Origin of the sequence: Paraburkholderia graminis C4D1M (genome assembly GCF_000172415.1) — a bacterium.
GTDB classification, from domain to species: Bacteria; Pseudomonadota; Gammaproteobacteria; order Burkholderiales; family Burkholderiaceae; genus Paraburkholderia; species Paraburkholderia graminis.
Genome location: NZ_ABLD01000020.1, coordinates 84507 through 100030 on the forward strand (window position 1 = coordinate 84507; position 15524 = coordinate 100030).

17 protein-coding genes and 3 pseudogenes are annotated in these 15524 nt (G+C 61.3%); 7 read left to right on the forward strand and 13 right to left on the reverse strand.

What is annotated here, in order from left to right:
• Positions 1–318: 318 nt before the first annotated feature.
• On the reverse strand, positions 319–756 hold the full coding sequence (locus BGRAMDRAFT_RS35620) for an NADPH-dependent F420 reductase (RefSeq protein ID WP_006051661.1): 438 nt from the start codon (positions 754–756) through the stop codon (positions 319–321).
• 41 nt (positions 757–797) lie between these two features.
• A pseudogene (locus BGRAMDRAFT_RS35625) lies at positions 798–995 on the reverse strand (NAD(P)-binding domain-containing protein); the annotation flags it as partial.
• A gap of 371 nt (positions 996–1366) precedes the next feature.
• On the opposite strand from BGRAMDRAFT_RS35625, the gene BGRAMDRAFT_RS36020 reads away from it, so the two are divergent.
• Positions 1367–1543 (forward strand): winged helix-turn-helix transcriptional regulator, encoded by a 177-nt coding sequence (locus BGRAMDRAFT_RS36020; protein ID WP_322789600.1) that lies wholly within the window; start codon positions 1367–1369, stop codon positions 1541–1543.
• A 3-nt stretch (positions 1544–1546) separates the two neighbouring features.
• Here the strand turns inward: BGRAMDRAFT_RS36020 and BGRAMDRAFT_RS25005 are convergent, their stop codons facing one another.
• Positions 1547–2167, reverse strand: coding sequence for a TetR/AcrR family transcriptional regulator (locus tag BGRAMDRAFT_RS25005; RefSeq protein WP_269745265.1), 621 nt, complete (start codon positions 2165–2167; stop codon positions 1547–1549).
• Positions 2168–2252: 85 nt separating this feature from the next.
• On the opposite strand from BGRAMDRAFT_RS25005, the gene BGRAMDRAFT_RS25010 reads away from it, so the two are divergent.
• Entirely contained in the window at positions 2253–3008 is a 756-nt protein-coding gene (locus BGRAMDRAFT_RS25010) for an SDR family oxidoreductase (protein ID WP_006051663.1), read from the forward strand.
• A gap of 167 nt (positions 3009–3175) precedes the next feature.
• Here the strand turns inward: BGRAMDRAFT_RS25010 and BGRAMDRAFT_RS36190 are convergent, their stop codons facing one another.
• Genes BGRAMDRAFT_RS36190 through BGRAMDRAFT_RS36195 form a run of 3 tightly spaced genes read right to left on the reverse strand, consistent with a single transcriptional unit; the run spans position 3176 to position 4097 of the window.
• Positions 3176–3463, reverse strand: coding sequence for a tannase/feruloyl esterase family alpha/beta hydrolase (locus tag BGRAMDRAFT_RS36190; RefSeq protein WP_006051664.1), 288 nt, complete (start codon positions 3461–3463; stop codon positions 3176–3178).
• Positions 3460–3636, reverse strand: coding sequence for a hypothetical protein (locus BGRAMDRAFT_RS25015; RefSeq protein ID WP_157140668.1), 177 nt, complete (start codon positions 3634–3636; stop codon positions 3460–3462). The genes BGRAMDRAFT_RS36190 and BGRAMDRAFT_RS25015 overlap by 4 nt, the downstream gene beginning before the upstream one ends.
• Before the next feature lie 20 nt (positions 3637–3656).
• Entirely contained in the window at positions 3657–4097 is a 441-nt protein-coding gene (locus BGRAMDRAFT_RS36195; RefSeq protein ID WP_082367259.1) for a tannase/feruloyl esterase family alpha/beta hydrolase, read from the reverse strand.
• On the opposite strand from BGRAMDRAFT_RS36195, the pseudogene BGRAMDRAFT_RS35630 reads away from it, so the two are divergent.
• Positions 4048–4227, forward strand: a pseudogene (locus BGRAMDRAFT_RS35630) (LysR family transcriptional regulator); the annotation flags it as partial. The gene BGRAMDRAFT_RS36195 and the pseudogene BGRAMDRAFT_RS35630 sit on opposite strands and share 50 nt — an antisense overlap.
• Here BGRAMDRAFT_RS35630 and BGRAMDRAFT_RS25020 read toward each other — a convergent pair.
• Entirely contained in the window at positions 4212–5102 is an 891-nt protein-coding gene (locus BGRAMDRAFT_RS25020; protein WP_006051666.1) for a LysR family transcriptional regulator, read from the reverse strand. The pseudogene BGRAMDRAFT_RS35630 and the gene BGRAMDRAFT_RS25020 sit on opposite strands and share 16 nt — an antisense overlap.
• 93 nt (positions 5103–5195) lie before the next feature.
• Between BGRAMDRAFT_RS25020 and BGRAMDRAFT_RS25025 the strand changes: the two genes are divergently transcribed.
• The 4 genes from BGRAMDRAFT_RS25025 (at position 5196) to BGRAMDRAFT_RS25040 (ending at position 9095) form a co-directional block, all read left to right on the forward strand.
• Positions 5196–6170 carry a zinc-binding dehydrogenase gene (locus BGRAMDRAFT_RS25025; RefSeq protein ID WP_006051667.1) on the forward strand — a complete coding sequence of 325 codons (975 nt, stop codon included), beginning with the start codon at positions 5196–5198 and terminating at the stop codon, positions 6168–6170.
• Between the two features lie 536 nt (positions 6171–6706).
• Positions 6707–7084 carry a DUF2306 domain-containing protein gene (locus tag BGRAMDRAFT_RS25030; protein ID WP_006051668.1) on the forward strand — a complete coding sequence of 126 codons (378 nt, stop codon included), beginning with the start codon at positions 6707–6709 and terminating at the stop codon, positions 7082–7084.
• Positions 7081–8208, forward strand: coding sequence for a sensor histidine kinase (locus tag BGRAMDRAFT_RS25035; protein ID WP_006051669.1), 1128 nt, complete (start codon positions 7081–7083; stop codon positions 8206–8208). Before BGRAMDRAFT_RS25030 ends, BGRAMDRAFT_RS25035 begins: the two co-directional genes overlap by 4 nt.
• Positions 8205–9095: a LytR/AlgR family response regulator transcription factor gene (locus BGRAMDRAFT_RS25040; RefSeq protein ID WP_006051670.1), complete on the forward strand. Its 891-nt coding sequence runs from the start codon at positions 8205–8207 to the stop codon at positions 9093–9095. The genes BGRAMDRAFT_RS25035 and BGRAMDRAFT_RS25040 overlap by 4 nt, the downstream gene beginning before the upstream one ends.
• 358 nt (positions 9096–9453) lie before the next feature.
• On the opposite strand, the gene BGRAMDRAFT_RS25045 is transcribed toward BGRAMDRAFT_RS25040, so the two are convergent.
• The 6 genes and pseudogenes from BGRAMDRAFT_RS25045 to BGRAMDRAFT_RS25070 all read right to left on the reverse strand — a co-directional run bounded on the left by BGRAMDRAFT_RS25045 (position 9454) and on the right by BGRAMDRAFT_RS25070 (position 15501).
• Positions 9454–9852, reverse strand: coding sequence for a potassium channel family protein (locus BGRAMDRAFT_RS25045; protein ID WP_006051671.1), 399 nt, complete (start codon positions 9850–9852; stop codon positions 9454–9456).
• A 125-nt stretch (positions 9853–9977) separates the two neighbouring features.
• Positions 9978–10991 carry a DUF2955 domain-containing protein gene (locus tag BGRAMDRAFT_RS25050; RefSeq protein WP_006051672.1) on the reverse strand — a complete coding sequence of 338 codons (1014 nt, stop codon included), beginning with the start codon at positions 10989–10991 and terminating at the stop codon, positions 9978–9980.
• Between the two features lie 19 nt (positions 10992–11010).
• Positions 11011–12138 carry an HlyD family secretion protein gene (locus BGRAMDRAFT_RS25055; RefSeq protein ID WP_006051673.1) on the reverse strand — a complete coding sequence of 376 codons (1128 nt, stop codon included), beginning with the start codon at positions 12136–12138 and terminating at the stop codon, positions 11011–11013.
• Positions 12135–13706 carry a TolC family protein gene (locus BGRAMDRAFT_RS25060; protein WP_006051674.1) on the reverse strand — a complete coding sequence of 524 codons (1572 nt, stop codon included), beginning with the start codon at positions 13704–13706 and terminating at the stop codon, positions 12135–12137. The genes BGRAMDRAFT_RS25055 and BGRAMDRAFT_RS25060 overlap by 4 nt, the downstream gene beginning before the upstream one ends.
• Positions 13706–14809 (reverse strand): AI-2E family transporter, encoded by a 1104-nt coding sequence (locus BGRAMDRAFT_RS25065; protein ID WP_006051675.1) that lies wholly within the window; start codon positions 14807–14809, stop codon positions 13706–13708. Before BGRAMDRAFT_RS25065 ends, BGRAMDRAFT_RS25060 begins: the two co-directional genes overlap by 1 nt.
• A gap of 132 nt (positions 14810–14941) precedes the next feature.
• A pseudogene (locus tag BGRAMDRAFT_RS25070) lies at positions 14942–15501 on the reverse strand (hypothetical protein).
• Positions 15502–15524 lie beyond the last annotated feature (23 nt).

Sequence of the window (15524 nt, forward strand, 5' to 3'; positions counted from 1 at the left end):
CCTGCACGAGTGCCTTGCTCGCCAGCTGCGGAAAATGAGTCGATGGCGACCCATGGCGATGCCCTGCCCGGCCATTGCCGCTTCGACCACGATGTTGTAGTCGTGCAATTGCATGCGCTGCGTCAGGTTCACGCGATCCTCCGGATCGCCCCATGCTCGACTCCAGGGATTCCTGCGCGCTCAGCAGCGAACACATACGCCATGCACCGGGTTGCGGACTCTAGCCATTCCCGCAATGCATGCCATCACCGTTTGTCCCGTCATCGTGCCTCGGCTACCCGTTGCCAATATTTGCTTCGTGATGACGACCAGGCCAGGTCAGGACGCCGGTACGCTGACAACGACGTTGGTCGCACGGTTCATGGCGACAATATCGGCGTGGGCGGGATTGGGACCGGGCCTGGCGAAAACCTCCGGCAGCCGGTCACGTATCCTGGGCGCAATCCCAGGAGCGGCCGCAGCCAGCGCCTTGCGCATGGCATCCGCATCGTAGTCGCAGCAATACGCGGGAGTTGACGGCTGCTGGCGCCAGGATTCTGCGAGCGAACCCGCATCGACCGGATCGAAGCCCGTCTGATTCACCAGCTCCATCACGATTTCCCTGGAGCGCAGGTCATCCCCCGCCACGGCGACGGCGAGGCGGCCAGGCGTCCCCTCCGGCTGGCCCAGTTCTGCGAGCGTGTAGGCCAGCACGTTGTTGAATGCCTTGATGACAGGGTGCCCGATCTGCCGGGACACCCACACGCTTTCGGGCATTCCTTCGCGATTCCTGCAATGTGCGGGTCGCGCATGTCCGGGTAGTAGTTGCCAGTGTCGACGACGATCGCGTCAGCCGCTAGGGAACGAAACAAATCCGCAGGAAGCGCCTGTACGGCGGGCCGCGGAATCGAAAGGATGATGACTTCCTCGCCATCGACCGCACCGTGAACATCCACGGCCTGCGCGCCGATCTCGTCGGCGACCTGTCGAACACCATCCACGCCACGAGAATTCGCGACGCGGACTTCGTGGCCTGCCGCGCTTAACTTCCGGGCGAAAGCGCGCCAATGTTTCCCGTTCCGACGATCCCGACTTTCATGGCTGTATCCTCAATGTCGCATGCAGCACCCACTCTAGCTGGCTTATGTGGTAATGGCAAATACCGACTAAAAAGTAAGTAGCGTACCGAGGTGTTTGTGTCTGAAGAGCGTGAATGGAACTGCGAAGATCCCAAAAAGGGGCTTGAATGGGCCGCGGCGACGACAGAGGCCCTCCGGGTTTCTGGAGGGCAAGTGGAAGATCGCCATCATTTGCCAGCTGTTTGCCGCAAGGGGGCCCGCTGCGATTCTCCGATCTGGAGAAGCTGATTGACGGCACCAACCAGAAAATGCTGATTCAGCAGCTCAAGCAGTTGGAGAAAGACGGCATCGTGCGGCGAACGGTGTATCCCCAAGTACCGCCGAAGCAGAGTACGAGCTCTTTGCGATATGGGATATGCGCTCGGGCCGTCGATGCAGGCGTTAATCGGGTGGGCCGAGATGAGGCGCAAACGTGCCGAGGGTAACGGCTACTGAGAAACGGGCCGTGGCGGCGCGACCGTGCGCAGTCCTGCCATCACGAAGTCTATGAGCCAGGCAAGGCGCGGCTGCCACTCGTCATTGAAATCGATCTGCCAGATACCGGCACTTGCCAGGAAGAAGTCGTCAGTGGTCACGCCGGCCCGGATGGTTCCAGCTTTCTCGTTCGCATCGAGCAGCAATTGGGCCGCAGCGACGACTGGGGCATAGCCCGCCTTTCCCGGACAGTCCCGCATCAACGATACCTCGCGAATTGCATTGGCCAGGCCAGCCTTGGTCATCGCGTATTCGGCAAGGCGCTTCATCCACTCCCGCAATGCCTGGTCAGGCGAGCGCGTCTCAAGCAGGTGCTCCGCGAAGTTTGCGACCTGCCACATCTCGTAGCGATAAACCTCCATCACCAATGTCTCCCGCGTCGGGAAATGGCGATAAAAAGTCCCTTGCCCGACGCCAGCCTTCCTCGCGATCGTGCTCAGTGGCACGTCTGCCGAAACGGTCAATTCCGCGAGTGCGACCGCCAGAATGCGTTCGCGATTTTGCAGCGCGTCCGCGCGCGCCGGGCGATCCGTCTTTTGTGGCCGTGTCATTTGCCCCCCGAAGTATTTTGCCAAACGGACAATTGTCCGGTACGCTTCGTTTTAGCGGACACCTGTCCGTTTGACATTCTATCGGTTTCATCGATCTCGAGAGGCACAAATGAAGACTTCGGGCAATACGATTCTCATCACTGGGTCCACCTCGGGCATAGGGCTCGGTCTGGCGGTGCGTTTTAACGAGGCGGGCAACAGGGTTATCGTCGCAGGCCGACGCAAGGCGCTGCTTGAGCAGATCACCACGGATTACCCGGGTGTCGAGGCGATCGAACTCGACGTGGCCGACGCCGGGTCCATCGTCCAGGCGAGCGAACTGGCAGCCGAGCGTTACCCCGACCTGAATGTCGTCATCAACAACGCCGGCATCATGTTGAGCGAAAATGTTCTGGAGCCGGACTCACTGAAGCGTGCGGAAGAGTCGGTCGCGATCAACCTTCTGGGCACCATTCGCATGACCTATGCGTTCTTGCCGCAACTTGTCCGGAAAAACGATGGCATCATCATCAATGTCAGTTCCGCATTGGCGTTTGTTCCGTTCCCCATCGCCATGACCTACAGCGCCACCAAGGCGGCCGTTCATGTGTTTACCGAAGGATTGCGCGTTCAACTCGCCGGCAGTCCCGTGCGCGTGATCGAGCTGGTGCCCCCTGGCGTGCGCACCACGTTGTTCGGTCAGGAAAGTGACGAACAGGCCATGCCCCTCGAAGACTTCCTTGACGAGACGCTCGCCCTTTTGCATGCAGAGCCCACGCCCAAGGAAATCATCGTGGAACGCGCCAAGTTTTTGCGAACTGCCCAGGCTACTGGCAACTACGCCAACGCCCTTGAAATGCTGTCCGCATGGAAGGCCTCGGATTGAGGGAGTCGTCATCATCGATCGAACGGATTGATCGGTGCTTCGCTTACTCGATGCGCTTCGCGTCGACTACCCAATGCGCCGGCAAAGACGAGAAGAAGGCCCCCGATAGCGGGCCTTCCACGTTTGCGCAACTGTTCTTGCTAGTTGTCCTTATTGAAGCGTCAAGCTCATGTGCAAGTGTAGTTAGTCGCGCAAGTTATGTCGCCGCTGCCATTGTAATGCGGTGCCTTGCGGTAAAGGCAGACAGGCAGACTGCGTGAAGCAGTTGCGTTCGTTCGGAAAGTGTAAGTCAGTTGCGGGGGCGCCTCCCCCTGTTCTACCCACTTGATAATTGCGCCCGGCCAATCGATCTGCGTGACGTCTTGCCCTGCGGCATGCGGGTTCGCGGGCATGGGGAAAAGCCTGGTGTTAGTCGTCGGATTGGACAATCCCATCGTTCGAGCGATTGCAGTCATCCTCGCGTCATTCCTCTCGTGCTCGTTGGCGGCAGCAGGTTATCGCCAATGTCTTGCCACGAGGTCAACTTCTTCCCGGAAGCAACGAACTGTGCGATCGATTGCACGTCGTTGTCGATGCCGGTTTGCTTCAGGCCCAGGCCGATAATGCCGTAATCGGTGTTGGGGTTCAAGGTTGCCTGCTTCGCCGGAGTCAGCCACGACTGGTCGCCTGTCGCCAAAAACGAAAGACACCACCAGGCGACCTGAAGGCCCCTCCAAACGCTGAGTAATCTGACCAGTTGAATCCGCTGTAAATGACGGTACCGTCGGAGCGCGCCATTGACGACAAATACTTCTGCAACGTGGTCACCTGTGCCGCAGGCAGGCAGAGCGCGGGATTCGGGTTGGCGGTGGACAATCCACATTGCAGTAGCGCCGGACTGCAGTGGCAAGCTGCTGCATTCGTCAGATAGCCGTCGGCAAGCCTGTCTGAAGAGTCGCATGCCGCTACCGCAGCTTGACAGGAAGCTGTGTATTGGGCGGTTGTCAGCGCCGCAGCAGTGCCAGCCGTTCCACCGATCTCGCTGTCGCCAGCGCAGGCACTTGTCGAACTCCAACGGCGCGCATGGCACATGCGCGCCCTCACCTTCATGATCGCGCAGCGGCGCCTGTACTCGTTTTCCGAATGCGAGACGCGACTGATTGCGCTCCTTGCCACTCGTCATCGCTTTTCAAAGGGGGCCAGCAAGCGCTCCGTCTCACGCGCTCAGCGAATCTTCTGATCCTGCAACTGCTTCCATAGCGTCTGCGCGACGGGCCCATGGGAAGCCTTGCGCCGACGCGCCGCATAGTGCGTGAGCGCGCCGCCGCGCAGATACGGCCCTTCCAGTGACACCAGCCGGTGCTCGGTCAGATCGTCAGCGATCAGGTGAGACGGCATGTGGCCCCACGCCAGTCCCTGCAAAATCAGTTCGCGCTTCATCAACTGGTCAGGCACGGTACAGGTCGGCGCGCCTTCGATCAGGTAGTAGCTCGCGTCCGACGGCTCCCTGCTCGTGTCACGAATGACGCACTGAACGTACGGCCGCAGGTCATCGATCGTGATCGATCCGTCAGTAGGTTGCTGCAGGAACCCCGGCGCCGCAACCGGCACGAGCTGAACCTCGAAAAGTTCGATTGTTTCTATTTCTGGCGTCGGTTTGTCGAGGTGGTGAAAGAACAGATCGCACTCGCCACGTTGTAGCCGTTCCCAGGGACCGCTGATGGCCTCGAACAACAACGTCAGGCGCGTACCGGTACTGGTCTCAAAGAACCGCCTCAGCGAGCCCAACGTTTCGGGCAATGGACACAGGTCTCCTACGACCACGCGTAGCTCGGCTTCCTGTCCTGCGGCGAGCCGCGCCGCTTCGCGCCGCAGACTCTCGTATTGACGCAGAAAGGCAACCGCGCGGGGGCGAAACGCCGCGCCATGCGCTGTCAGCGAGACCCGGTAGCCTGTTCGGTCCAGAAGGACCATGCCTACCTGCGCTTCCAGCGCAGTAACAGCCGCGTGAACCGTTGGGTGCGTGCGGTTCAGGCGCGCTGCGGCCGCCGCAAAACTGCCCTCGTTGAGCAACGCTTCGAAGCATTGCAGCTGAAACAGTGTAGGTTCATTCATTGTAGGGTCAAGCTTCAGTGTCTGTCGAAACAAAGTAATTTTTTTGAGATCAAGATCGATCCTACCATTCGCTCTCCAACGAGGGAGGTCGACATGAAAGCAATCGTGCGCAGTAGATTCGGTGGTCCTGAAGTGCTGAAGGTTGTCGAGGTGCCAGAGCCTCTGCTGAAACCCGGCTGCGTCCTGATTCGCGTCCGTGGATTCGGTCTGAACCGTGCGGAGCTTTATATGCGCCGCGGCCTGTGGGGGACCGTTACTGAAATTGGCGGCATCGAATGCGTTGGGACGGTTGTATCGGACACGACTGGCGTGCACCGCGAAGGACAGACGGTAATGGCATTGATGGGGGGAATGGGACGAACGATCAACGGTAGCTATGCCGAGTACGTCGCTGTACCGACCTCCAACGTTGTCGCCGTTGAAACGACGCTCGATTGGGACATTCTCGCGGCGCTGCCGGAAGCCTATGCGGTTGCCTGGACCTGCATTCGGCGGAATCTGGAATTGAAGGCCGGACAGCGGCTTGTCGTGCGCGCAGGCACCTCGAGCCTCGGGCAGGCAGCCATCGACATAGGGTGCGAACTTGGTGCCGATGTGATCGCGACCACCCGTCGCTCGGACAATGAAACGTTGCTCCGTTCGCTGGGCGCAACACACGTCGTGACGACAACAGGCGATCTGCTTGCCGCACATGACTGGCCAGGCGGCAAGGCTGATGCCGTTCTCGACCTTGTCGGAAACAGTACGGTCCTTGACTCCTTGCGCGCCACCCGTCGCGGTGGCCGAGTGTGCCTCGCAGGCTTTCTTGGTGGCCTGGCGCCCCTCACCGGGTTCAATCCACTTGGGCAGATGCCGAGCGGCGTCCACATGAGTTTTTTTGGCAGCTTCATGTTTGGGAGTCCCGAATTCCCGTTATCAGAAGTGCCCATGCAGCAGATCGTAGACCTTGCGTCGATGAATCAATACCGAGGGCGACCTGCGCGCGTTTTCGGCCTGAGTGATGTGCCGATGGCTCACGAACTGATGGAGCGCAATGAGGCAAAGGGAAAGTTCGTCGTCGTGATCTAGGCGGTCGATCAGAACAAAACAATCGGATCGGCGGAACTCAACCGATGATTTTGAGAAAGTCGCGGCTCTGCTTTCTTTGTCTGTCGGTGTTCACAACTGCTTCTGGCCGTGTCGTCGAGGTTGCAACACGCGGAAATATACGTCCCCGAAAGCTCCGGTCGGCGACCCGCTGGGCTCGTCCCCGCGCATTTGGGAACGGTCCATCAAGCCCTGCCTTGGGACGGTGACTGATGATGCCCGGGCATTGTGCGGAACGTGGAAACACCCCGAGATAGCCGTCGCCGACGATTTCATTGGAAGCTTCGCTGAGCGCTATCGGCATTTCGCTGCGGCGCTCTGCCTGCGCACGCGACTTCCGAAGGGGCAGCTTCTGTCTCAGACTGCCGGCCGCGCGCCTCTCCCTGAACCACACGCACCACTGAAAACGCTGCTCGCGCCGCCATTCGCACGTTTTGTCGCATGCCTGTCGAGAACGAGCTCACGACTGCGCACACTGGCAGCCATTGGGTCAGATGACCCTGCTGCGGAGGACAATCGTGACTACCATCATCGCCGTGCATATCGCTGTTGCAACCCTTTCTGTCATACTCGGAACAGCAGTCTTTGTGGCCGAAAAGGGCACGCCACGCCATAAGTGGCTCGGTCGTCTCTGGGCGGTGGCGATGTTCGCGACCGCTCTCGGTTCCTTCGGCATCCAGAAACTGAACCCGGGGCATTTTTCGTGGGTGCACGCGCTGTCGTTGCTGACGCTCGTCAGCGTCGGGCGAGCTATCTGGGCTATCCGGCAAGGCAACATTCGCGGTCACCGCCTCGCCATGCGCGGATCGTTCATCGGCCTCGTCGTGGCCGGTATCGCCGCGGTCGCCACGCCGCACCGCGTGCTGGATATCATCTTGACCGGATGGATAGCATGACTCCTGGTAGTAACGTCGAACTCCCCAATATCTCCACCGGGGCAAGCGCCCCGGCGCAACAACTGCGAGCCGAATTGGCCCGCGAAGCGATCCTCGTCGTCATAGGCAACGCGTTGATTGCGGTTGGGCTGACTGCGGTGGGCACGGGAGAAGGCCTCGGAGGAAATCTTGTCTTTAGCGAGGCGATCGGGCTATCGATCATGCTGCTGCTCAGCATCGGCCGTTTTTGCCTTGAGCGGCGCGATGCGCTCACCCTGCCCAGGCTTGCGGTCATGATGGTGGTCGCCATCATCGTCGGCGCCGCGATCGGGCGAGCTCTCGCGAGCGCGCTGCTCGGTCTCGACTTCGGCAGGACGTTCGGCGCCAAAGAACTTGCCACGACCGGCTGGATCGCGCTGGTTGCGACGATGTTCGGCACCTGGTACGGCTGGTCGCGAGCGCGCATTGCGGGCCTCAGCGAGCAGGTGGCTCGCACTGCGTGGCTGCGCGAAGCCGCCGAAAAAACGGCGCTGCGCGCGCATCTGCAAGCTTTGCAGGCGCAGATCGAGCCACACTTTCTCTTCAATACGTTGGCGACACTCGATAGCCTGATCGTTTCAGATGCGCCGCGCGCGCGAGAACTGCTTGGCAGCCTGAACCGTTTCCTGCGGGCGACGCTGGAAGCATCGAGAACCGAAAGCGAGACACTGGCAGTCCAGTTCTCGGTGCTCGACTCGATGCTCGCCGTGCACGCGATGCGCCTGGGCGCAAGGCTCGCTTATTCGCTGCACCTTCCTTCCGACTGCGCCGATCTCGCGGTGCCACCGATGCTGCTGCAACCGCTCGTCGAAAACGCACTGAAGCACGGCATCCAGGGCACGGTCGCAGGCGGACGAATCGACATGACGGCAAGGCGCGGCGATCACCACCTCGAACTTACTGTCGCAGATACCGGCCCGGGCTTCGGTGCGACGGCAGCGACACAGGGCACTGGTATTGGACTCGCAAACGTGCGCAGCCGGTTATGCGCACTCTATGGCGAGCGTGCCTCGCTGACCATCACCGAGAACGCACCGCACGGCGTGGTTGCCAGGGTGCAGCTTCCAATCGCCGACTCACCTATCGGGGGCGCGGCGAAACCATGAAGATCCGCCAGCCATGTATCGCCGCATTAAATGAACGCAAGAAGGCTGGCTCGCGTGAATACACGTGCGCTCCGACTGCGCTGATCGCGGAGGATGAACCGCTCATCGCGGCCGCGCTTCAGCGGGAGCTGTCAGCGGCATGGCCGGAGTTGAGGATAATCGCGTCGGTCGGCAACGGCCAGGACGCCATCGCGCGAACCGCCGCACTGCAACCGGACGTTGCGTTCCTCGATATCGCGATGCCGGGCGCGACGGGTCTCGACGTTGCACGAGCGTGCGCCAATCTCGCGGCGCCGCCGCAGATCGTTTTTGTGACCGCCTACGACGAACACGCGCTGGATGCGTTCGACGCAGCCGCCATCGACTATCTTCTGAAGCCTGTCGATACGGCACGGCTCGCGCGCACGGTCGACAGGTTACGCCCACGACTTGCGGACACCTCAACGGATCGGGCGCCCGCCATGGATGTGCAGGCTGATCTGCAACGCCTGCTTGGCCAACTGGAGCAGATGACGCGCAGCGTTCAGTTGGAGAGCCGCGCTCAGGAAAATGGACGCGGTGCGACGCTACGCTATGTGCGTGCCTCGAGCGGAAGCGAGATCAGGATGGTGCCAGTGGAAGAGGTGCTGTACTTTGAGGCTGCGGACAAATATGTCATCGTCACCACGCGCACCGGCGAATTGTTGATCCGCATGAGCCTCAAGGAGCTGTGCGCGCAACTGGACGCGGCGCGGTTCTGGCAGGTGCATAGAAGCACGGTCGTGAACGTCGACCACGTGGAGGGTGCCTCGGTCAACGCATTTGGAAAAATGGCACTCAAGCTGCGCGGCCACAGCGCCGCAGTTGCGGTGAGCAAACAATATGCACACCTGTTCCGGCAGATGTGAAGCGGCGAGCAGCCTGTTGCAACCGATCGTGCAACCGAGCCAATGTTGCCGAAATTCACCACGCGCTCCGCCGACTGGCGGAAAACGAGGACGACCGACCATAAACGATTCGTTGCCGGTGTCGAGGCCATTCAGTCCACCAAATTGGCTGGTCGGCTAAAGCCGTCGTTCGCTTAGTATTGAAACGACCTCCGCACAATGACGGTTTTAATTTGCAATCGGCGATTGGCCTCAGGCCCGCATGCGCGGCGCGAAGGCTTTCCGCCGGATATTGCCACGCGCGCGACGTTAGCAGTGCTCTCGGATATTTCCTCCCGTGCATCGGGCAGGTCGGCCAGCGGCTCAGACAGCACAGTGGTTATTGCTTGCCGGCATCTGCGACAACGCCCGCCGCCCGTCGCGCAGCTTCCTGCACGCCCCGCACGGCCGCAGCAACGACCAGCCCCGTGAACACCATGCCGATCAGGCCCAGCAATATCGCATCGATCCGGCCAAACGTTGAGGTAGGGACCACGTCGCCGTATCCGATGGTCAGCGCCGTGATCGCGCAGAAGTACAAGGTTTCCTCCATCGTCGAAGCCGTTCGCTTCACCGTCTCCACGGGGTCCCCCATGTAATACATTGCGACCGTTAGCAAAACAAACAGCACCAGAAGGCCAGCCAGGATTGCACGCAGGTACCAAAGAGTCCGGCCGGATTCCCGCAAGATCTCACGTGCCCGCAGGCGGACGACCGCGTCGCTTGTCGCATTTCCCATTGCAGGTACCTCCTACATTGTGCTCACCTGTTACACGTGGGTGAACGTCAGCCCCACCCGCTTTCGGGATTACATCAGCAGGGACCCAATGATTGCGTTGGGCTGAGGCGCGGCTGCGCGCAGCGTCATCGCGCGCGGTGGCTTCGCTCGAAAATCAGCAACATCAGACTGGCGTAGACCGTGACCGCCACAAAGAGTCCCATACGGACCGCGAACGCCGTGTAGACGTCCTTTCCCGCCGCGCTGTCCTGCACCGATTGGCCCAACAGAATGATCATGGTGACGAGGCTGTTCAGCCAGAAACTCGATGAGTAACGCGTTGTGCTGATGCGATAGAGCTTGCGACCCACCAACAGGCCGAACAGCAGCATCCAAAGGAAGAACATCCACAGGTCCACAAAGAGCCTGAGGGCAAGCCAGAACACGATCGCCAACAAGCCACCTAGCAACGTGGAGCCGATCAGATCGCGCGCTGCGCTATGGGCCGTCGTGATGCAGCTTTGTCGACCGAGGCTGACGGACTTCATGATGATCGGCATGTAGCTCGCTGGATCGGTGATGGCGAGCAGATATGCTGGCATGACCACGAGTGCGGCGCGCAGAGCGATGCGCGCCGCCTGCCCGTGGGGCATGGCCTGAGCGGCAGGTTGTGGCCACGTGCTCACGGGCTCGGGAAACAGCACGTGAGTAAATCCTGCCACCAGCACGGCGAGCACAAGGCCCTTCACCAGCGCGCCAACCACCGTCACGGCCGACTGGAAATCAGCGGTTCCGGCAGCGGAGATCATCGTCAGGCCGGCCACCAGAAAGGTTGAGATCAGATTATTCCCGCCGCGCAAACCATAACGAAACGCGAGGAAGAGCATGAGGCCAACCAGCATCACGCCAGCGAACGCGTAATGGCGAAGCAACGGCACAAGGAGCAAGCCGCTGCCCGTGGTCAAAGCCACGATCAGCGCGAACGCTACGCCGGCCTTGAACGACAGTGGGCGGTTTTGCGTTGCAAGAAGAAAAACGGCGAACACCGGCGCGATGACGGGGACCGACAGGTCCAGCGCGAAGCTGATTGTCAGGCAAAGTGCCGTCCCTGTGGCAACGCGTAGCGTACGTGGACCGAGAAGCTCTAGCCTGTGTTCCATAGATGCAGTAGTTAGCCATTCAGTAAAGGTATGAGACCCAACTCATCACGCGCAGAAACAGGCGACCCAGCGGATTGAGCGGATTACCCGGATCTGGAAACGCCATCACCTCTGCCTGCCCACCGACACGAACGTTGTGAAGGCGCGCCCTCTCATCCGGGTCGAACTCGACGATGACCGGAAAGCGTTGCGCGGGGCGCAGCCAGTCGCGGCTGTTCTGCACGGTGGGCAGCCCCCCGGGCGGCGCGCTCTGCCCCACGCTCACGCCATAGCCGATACTGCGAAGCCGTCCCCCGAAAACTTCGCCCGGCAGCGCGTCCAGCGCTATCCTCACGGGCGTGCCGGGCCGTAGATGCCCGAGATTGTTTTCGGTCATATCTGCACTGACCCACACGTCGCGGATTGCAATCAGCGTCATGACTGGATTGCCTGCCGCTGCAAACTGGCCGACCTCCGTGCGCAGATCCGTGATGACGCCGCCCGAGCGCGCCTTGATTCGCGTATTCGCAAGATCGAGTTCCGCCTTCTCGAGCGCTGCGGCAGCGGCGCGCAACTGCGCGTTCTCCTGCCCTTTACCGCCCTGCTGCTCGCGAGCGCGTTCCACTTCGGCACGCGCAGCGGCAACCTGGCTCTGGGCCTGCTCATGCGTCGCGCGCGCCACTTCAAGGCGCCGCAGCGAGACGGTGCCCTCATCGTCACGATACAGCCGTTCAAGGCGCTCGCTGTCCTGGCGTGCCTTGACTTCATTCGCGACGGCCGCGCGCAACGATGCGAGCGCCGAATCGACCCCGGCCGTGCTCGCACCGACCTGCCGGCGCGTCGACTCGAGTTCGGCCCGGGCGCGATCGACGGCGATCCGGTATTGCCCGCTATCGACCTCGAAGAGTACGTCGCCCGGTTTGACATCCTGGTTGTTATGCACGAGGACGCGCGTCACTCGCCCCGATGCTTCGGCGGCGACGGATACGACGTATGCCTGGACGCGTGCCTGTTGCGTATAAGGGGTAAAGCGATCGGCGAACAGATACCAGATCAGGCTGACGACGATCAGGCAGACGACCCATTTCACCGCTCTGCCCGACGGATCGGCGTCAGGCACCGGCGGAGGCGGCGGCGTGGCGGGGGTGGGCTCGGGCTTGTCGCTCATCGGGACGCACCTTCAGTTGGCCCGGCGTTGGCGGGTGGAGCACTCGGCTCGTCCAGCAAATCGCCCCAGTCGGCGCGCTGCCGCATCTGCTGGCGCGTCGCGGGGTCGACGAGCGGCTGTTCCGAATACCAGCCTCCGCCAAGCGCCTTGTAGAGCGCAATCAGACTGCCCACCGCGTTGCCACGGTTGACGATGTAAGCGTCCTGCTGTGCGAACAGGGCACGCTGCGCGTCGAGGACCCGCTGGAAGTCCGAGTAGCCTTCCCGGTAGATCGTATTGGCAAGCTTGAGCGAGCGCCCCGCGGCCCCTTGCGCGTCGTTCAGGATCGTGTCGCGCTGCAACGCAGCGATGATTGCCGTGGCGGCGTCGTCGGCCTCGCGGGCCGCCTCGCGCACGGTGTTCTGGTAGGCGACAGCCAGCTCCTGCAGCCGGGCGTCCTGTACGCGCACGTTGTTGGTTATCTTGCCGTGATCGAACAGGTTCCATGTAACGCTCGGGCCGGCGATCACGGCTAGCGTGCTCGCTGCGCCCGTGAGCGAACCTGCGCTCCAGACAAGGGAGCCCAGCAACGACACAGACGGATAAAAATCGGCCTCCGCCACGCCGATGAGCGCGGACTGCGCGGCCATCTGCAATTCGGCCGCGCGTACATCGGGGCGGCGCAGCAACAGCTCTGCCGGGACGTCTTGCAACACGACCCGATCGACGAGCGGCACCACTTCCTGTTTGCCCGCTTGCGCATTCAATTCCGGCAATGGGCCTGGCGGCCGCCCCAGCAGCACGGATAGCGCATGATGCGCGAGCACGATCTGGCTTTCAAAATCGGGGATGCTGCTCAGTGTGCCGAGATACTGGGTCTTCGCCTGCTGAAGGTCGAGTTCATCGGTCTCGCCGCTCTTGAAGAGCTTTAGCGCAATCTCGTAACTGCGCTTCTGCAACCCCGCGTTCTCGCGCGCGATGCGCAGGCGGGCCTCGGCCGTGCGTAGCGTGAAGTATGTGTCGGCGACCTGCGCGTGCAGCAGAACCAACGCGTCTTCGCGGTTGGCTTGCGCCTCGAAAAACGAGGCGTTGGCAGATTCGATTGCGCGACTGAAACGCCCCCAGAAATCCAGCTCCCAGCCTATACTAAAGCCCGCGCCATACTGCCAGTATCCGCCCGAGCGCGAGTTGAAACCATCCGAGCGTCTGCCCGCAGAGTACAAGGCCTCCGCATTGGCCTGTTGTACCTGCGGATAGCGGCCTGCGACCGCGATGCCCAGTTGCGCGCGCGCCTCGAGCACGCGCAGTCCTGCAATCTTCACGTCGCCGTTATTCGCATCGGCCTGTGCGATCAGACTCTCGAGGTTCTGATCCGCGAATACCTGCCACCATTGCCGGATGTCAGGCTGTGTTGCCTGCTGGGTGACCTGCTCGATTGACGCGCTGCTCCAGTGCTCAGCCCAGCTCTCATGCTGCGGGTGAAAGTCGGGGCCGACACGCATGCACGCGCTCAGGCAACTGGCGGCGAACGGCAGCCAGTAACGGCGCGCGTGCAGTGCCGCAGAAGACACGATCGGCCCCGGAAGCATCAGACGCGCTGATCTTCTCTTAACTGCTTCGGCCTCGGCTGATCCTTTACCCATCGCCAGAACAGTTGATACCCGACCGCGAGCATGACAGGTCCGATGAACAGGCCAATGACGCCGCCCGTGACCATGCCTCCGAGCGCACCGATCAACACCACTGGCATCGGCACGGCGACACCGCGGCCCAGCAGCAAGGGCTTAAGCACGTTATCAGCAAGCCCCGCGACGAACACATAGACCGAGAAGACGATCGTGATTGCGCTCACGCCTTGCGTGGCAATCACGAAGATAATCACCGGAATGGTGATCAGGGTGGCAGGCAACTGCATGATGCCAAGCAGCAGCACCGCGAGCGCGAGCAGACCCGCGCCCGGAATACCCATCACGACGAACGCGACGCCAATAAGTAGCATCTGGATGAATGCGATCCCGACCACGCCCTGGGCGACCGCACGAATAGTGGATGTGCAAAGTTCGGCGATCTGCGGGCCGTTTTCGGGGCCGGAGATGCGCGAGGCGATCTCCACCGCACTTTTATGGCCTGTCTCGCCATGGGCCATGAGGATGCCGGCCACAATCAGGGCGGCGAAGAACAGCAGCAGCCCAGCGCCGAGACCGGTAACCGTGGCGAGCAGAGCGAGCCCGGTGTCCTTGAGTTGTGGAGCAAACTTTAGCGCGAGACCCGTAAGGTCGACCGCGGCCTGCTGCCAGAAGTCATACACACGCTGCCCAACCACCGGCCAACTGGCCACCGAATCGGCGGGGGGCGGAATGCTGAAGGTGCCGCTTTTGAAAACGGCTATTGCATTATCGATCGATTCGGCTACCGCAACGCCCAGCAGATATGTCGGCGCGAGGATGACACCGAACGCGATGAGGATAATCAGCGTGGCGATCAGACCATCTTTGCCGGCGAGGGTACGCCGAAGTCCGACCTGAAGCGGATACAACGTGATCGCGAGGATCAGCGCCCAGATCATGAGGTTGAGGAACGGGAAGAATATCCGGAAACAGAAAATGGCCAGAACAGCAACGAGTCCAGCCCGGATTAGTACATCGAGCAATTCTCTGGATAACACCCGTTGGGTAATCGGTGCGAGCAGCATAACTTGTCTCCTGGCAGGCCACCTCGAGAATCTGCCGGCGACAATCCTGGGCACGCGCCTAACCATGGTTTCCGGCACAGAACCATGCCACTGCGTCCGTCCACTTCCAAAAGAAGTCGATTCATCGACCAGCTACGTGTTCATGCTGGGCGTGACGGATATCGCAACCGCCTCCGTGTACACGACCTCAACCTGATCCCCCTTGCGAATATTCTTCATCTGCTCGGGGTCTTCGACGATCACATCCACCGCGGTCTTCGCTTTCGCATTCACGCTACAACATCGGCCATGACCGTGATTTCCCGACCGATTGTGCCACCAGGCTTGGCCCCGGGCGAGGAGCGCTGTCCCATCGTGCGCTCCGAGGCGGAACGCGGGCCGCTCGTTTTCGAGAGAGTCAGCGACATCGCTTCCCGGTATTCGATTGTGACCACGTCGCCCACCTTGAGCTGGCCAAAGTTGCGCGCCTCTTCGCCCACCTCGACGTCAACGATGTGGCCGTTCTTGTCCTTCAGGGTAACGGTCCGGGTGGCTGGGTCAATTTCGACGACCGTGGCTGTGACCTTCGCCGTTCCGGTCACGGTGGCCGTGCCGGCACCTTTTGTGGCCTCCACCGACGTCTGTGGCTGGGCCAATGCCGGTCGCACCATCATGGCGACAGCGGCCATTACAAGGAAAATCCAGGTCTTCATGTCAACTCCTTAAACCATGGTAT

Excerpts from the sequence above, each read along its gene's own strand:
- BGRAMDRAFT_RS25025 (WP_006051667.1), top strand. The coding sequence starts at position 5,196 with ATGAAAGCAATCGTGCGCAGTAGATTCGGTGGTCCTGAAGTGCTGAAG.
- BGRAMDRAFT_RS36190 (WP_006051664.1), bottom strand. The coding sequence starts at position 3,463 with ATGACTGCAATCGCTCGAACGATGGGATTGTCCAATCCGACGACTAAC.
- BGRAMDRAFT_RS25010 (WP_006051663.1), top strand. The coding sequence starts at position 2,253 with ATGAAGACTTCGGGCAATACGATTCTCATCACTGGGTCCACCTCGGGC.
- BGRAMDRAFT_RS25045 (WP_006051671.1), bottom strand. The coding sequence starts at position 9,852 with ATGGGAAATGCGACAAGCGACGCGGTCGTCCGCCTGCGGGCACGTGAG.
- BGRAMDRAFT_RS25050 (WP_006051672.1), bottom strand. The coding sequence starts at position 10,991 with ATGGAACACAGGCTAGAGCTTCTCGGTCCACGTACGCTACGCGTTGCC.
- BGRAMDRAFT_RS25035 (WP_006051669.1), top strand. The coding sequence starts at position 7,081 with ATGACTCCTGGTAGTAACGTCGAACTCCCCAATATCTCCACCGGGGCA.
- BGRAMDRAFT_RS36195 (WP_082367259.1), bottom strand. The coding sequence starts at position 4,097 with ATGAAGGTGAGGGCGCGCATGTGCCATGCGCGCCGTTGGAGTTCGACA.
- BGRAMDRAFT_RS25060 (WP_006051674.1), bottom strand. The coding sequence starts at position 13,706 with ATGCTTCCGGGGCCGATCGTGTCTTCTGCGGCACTGCACGCGCGCCGT.
- BGRAMDRAFT_RS25065 (WP_006051675.1), bottom strand. The coding sequence starts at position 14,809 with ATGCTGCTCGCACCGATTACCCAACGGGTGTTATCCAGAGAATTGCTC.
- BGRAMDRAFT_RS36020 (WP_322789600.1), top strand. The coding sequence starts at position 1,367 with ATGCTGATTCAGCAGCTCAAGCAGTTGGAGAAAGACGGCATCGTGCGG.
- BGRAMDRAFT_RS25020 (WP_006051666.1), bottom strand. The coding sequence starts at position 5,102 with ATGAATGAACCTACACTGTTTCAGCTGCAATGCTTCGAAGCGTTGCTC.
- BGRAMDRAFT_RS25040 (WP_006051670.1), top strand. The coding sequence starts at position 8,205 with ATGAAGATCCGCCAGCCATGTATCGCCGCATTAAATGAACGCAAGAAG.
- BGRAMDRAFT_RS35620 (WP_006051661.1), bottom strand. The coding sequence starts at position 756 with ATGCCCGAAAGCGTGTGGGTGTCCCGGCAGATCGGGCACCCTGTCATC.
- BGRAMDRAFT_RS25055 (WP_006051673.1), bottom strand. The coding sequence starts at position 12,138 with ATGAGCGACAAGCCCGAGCCCACCCCCGCCACGCCGCCGCCTCCGCCG.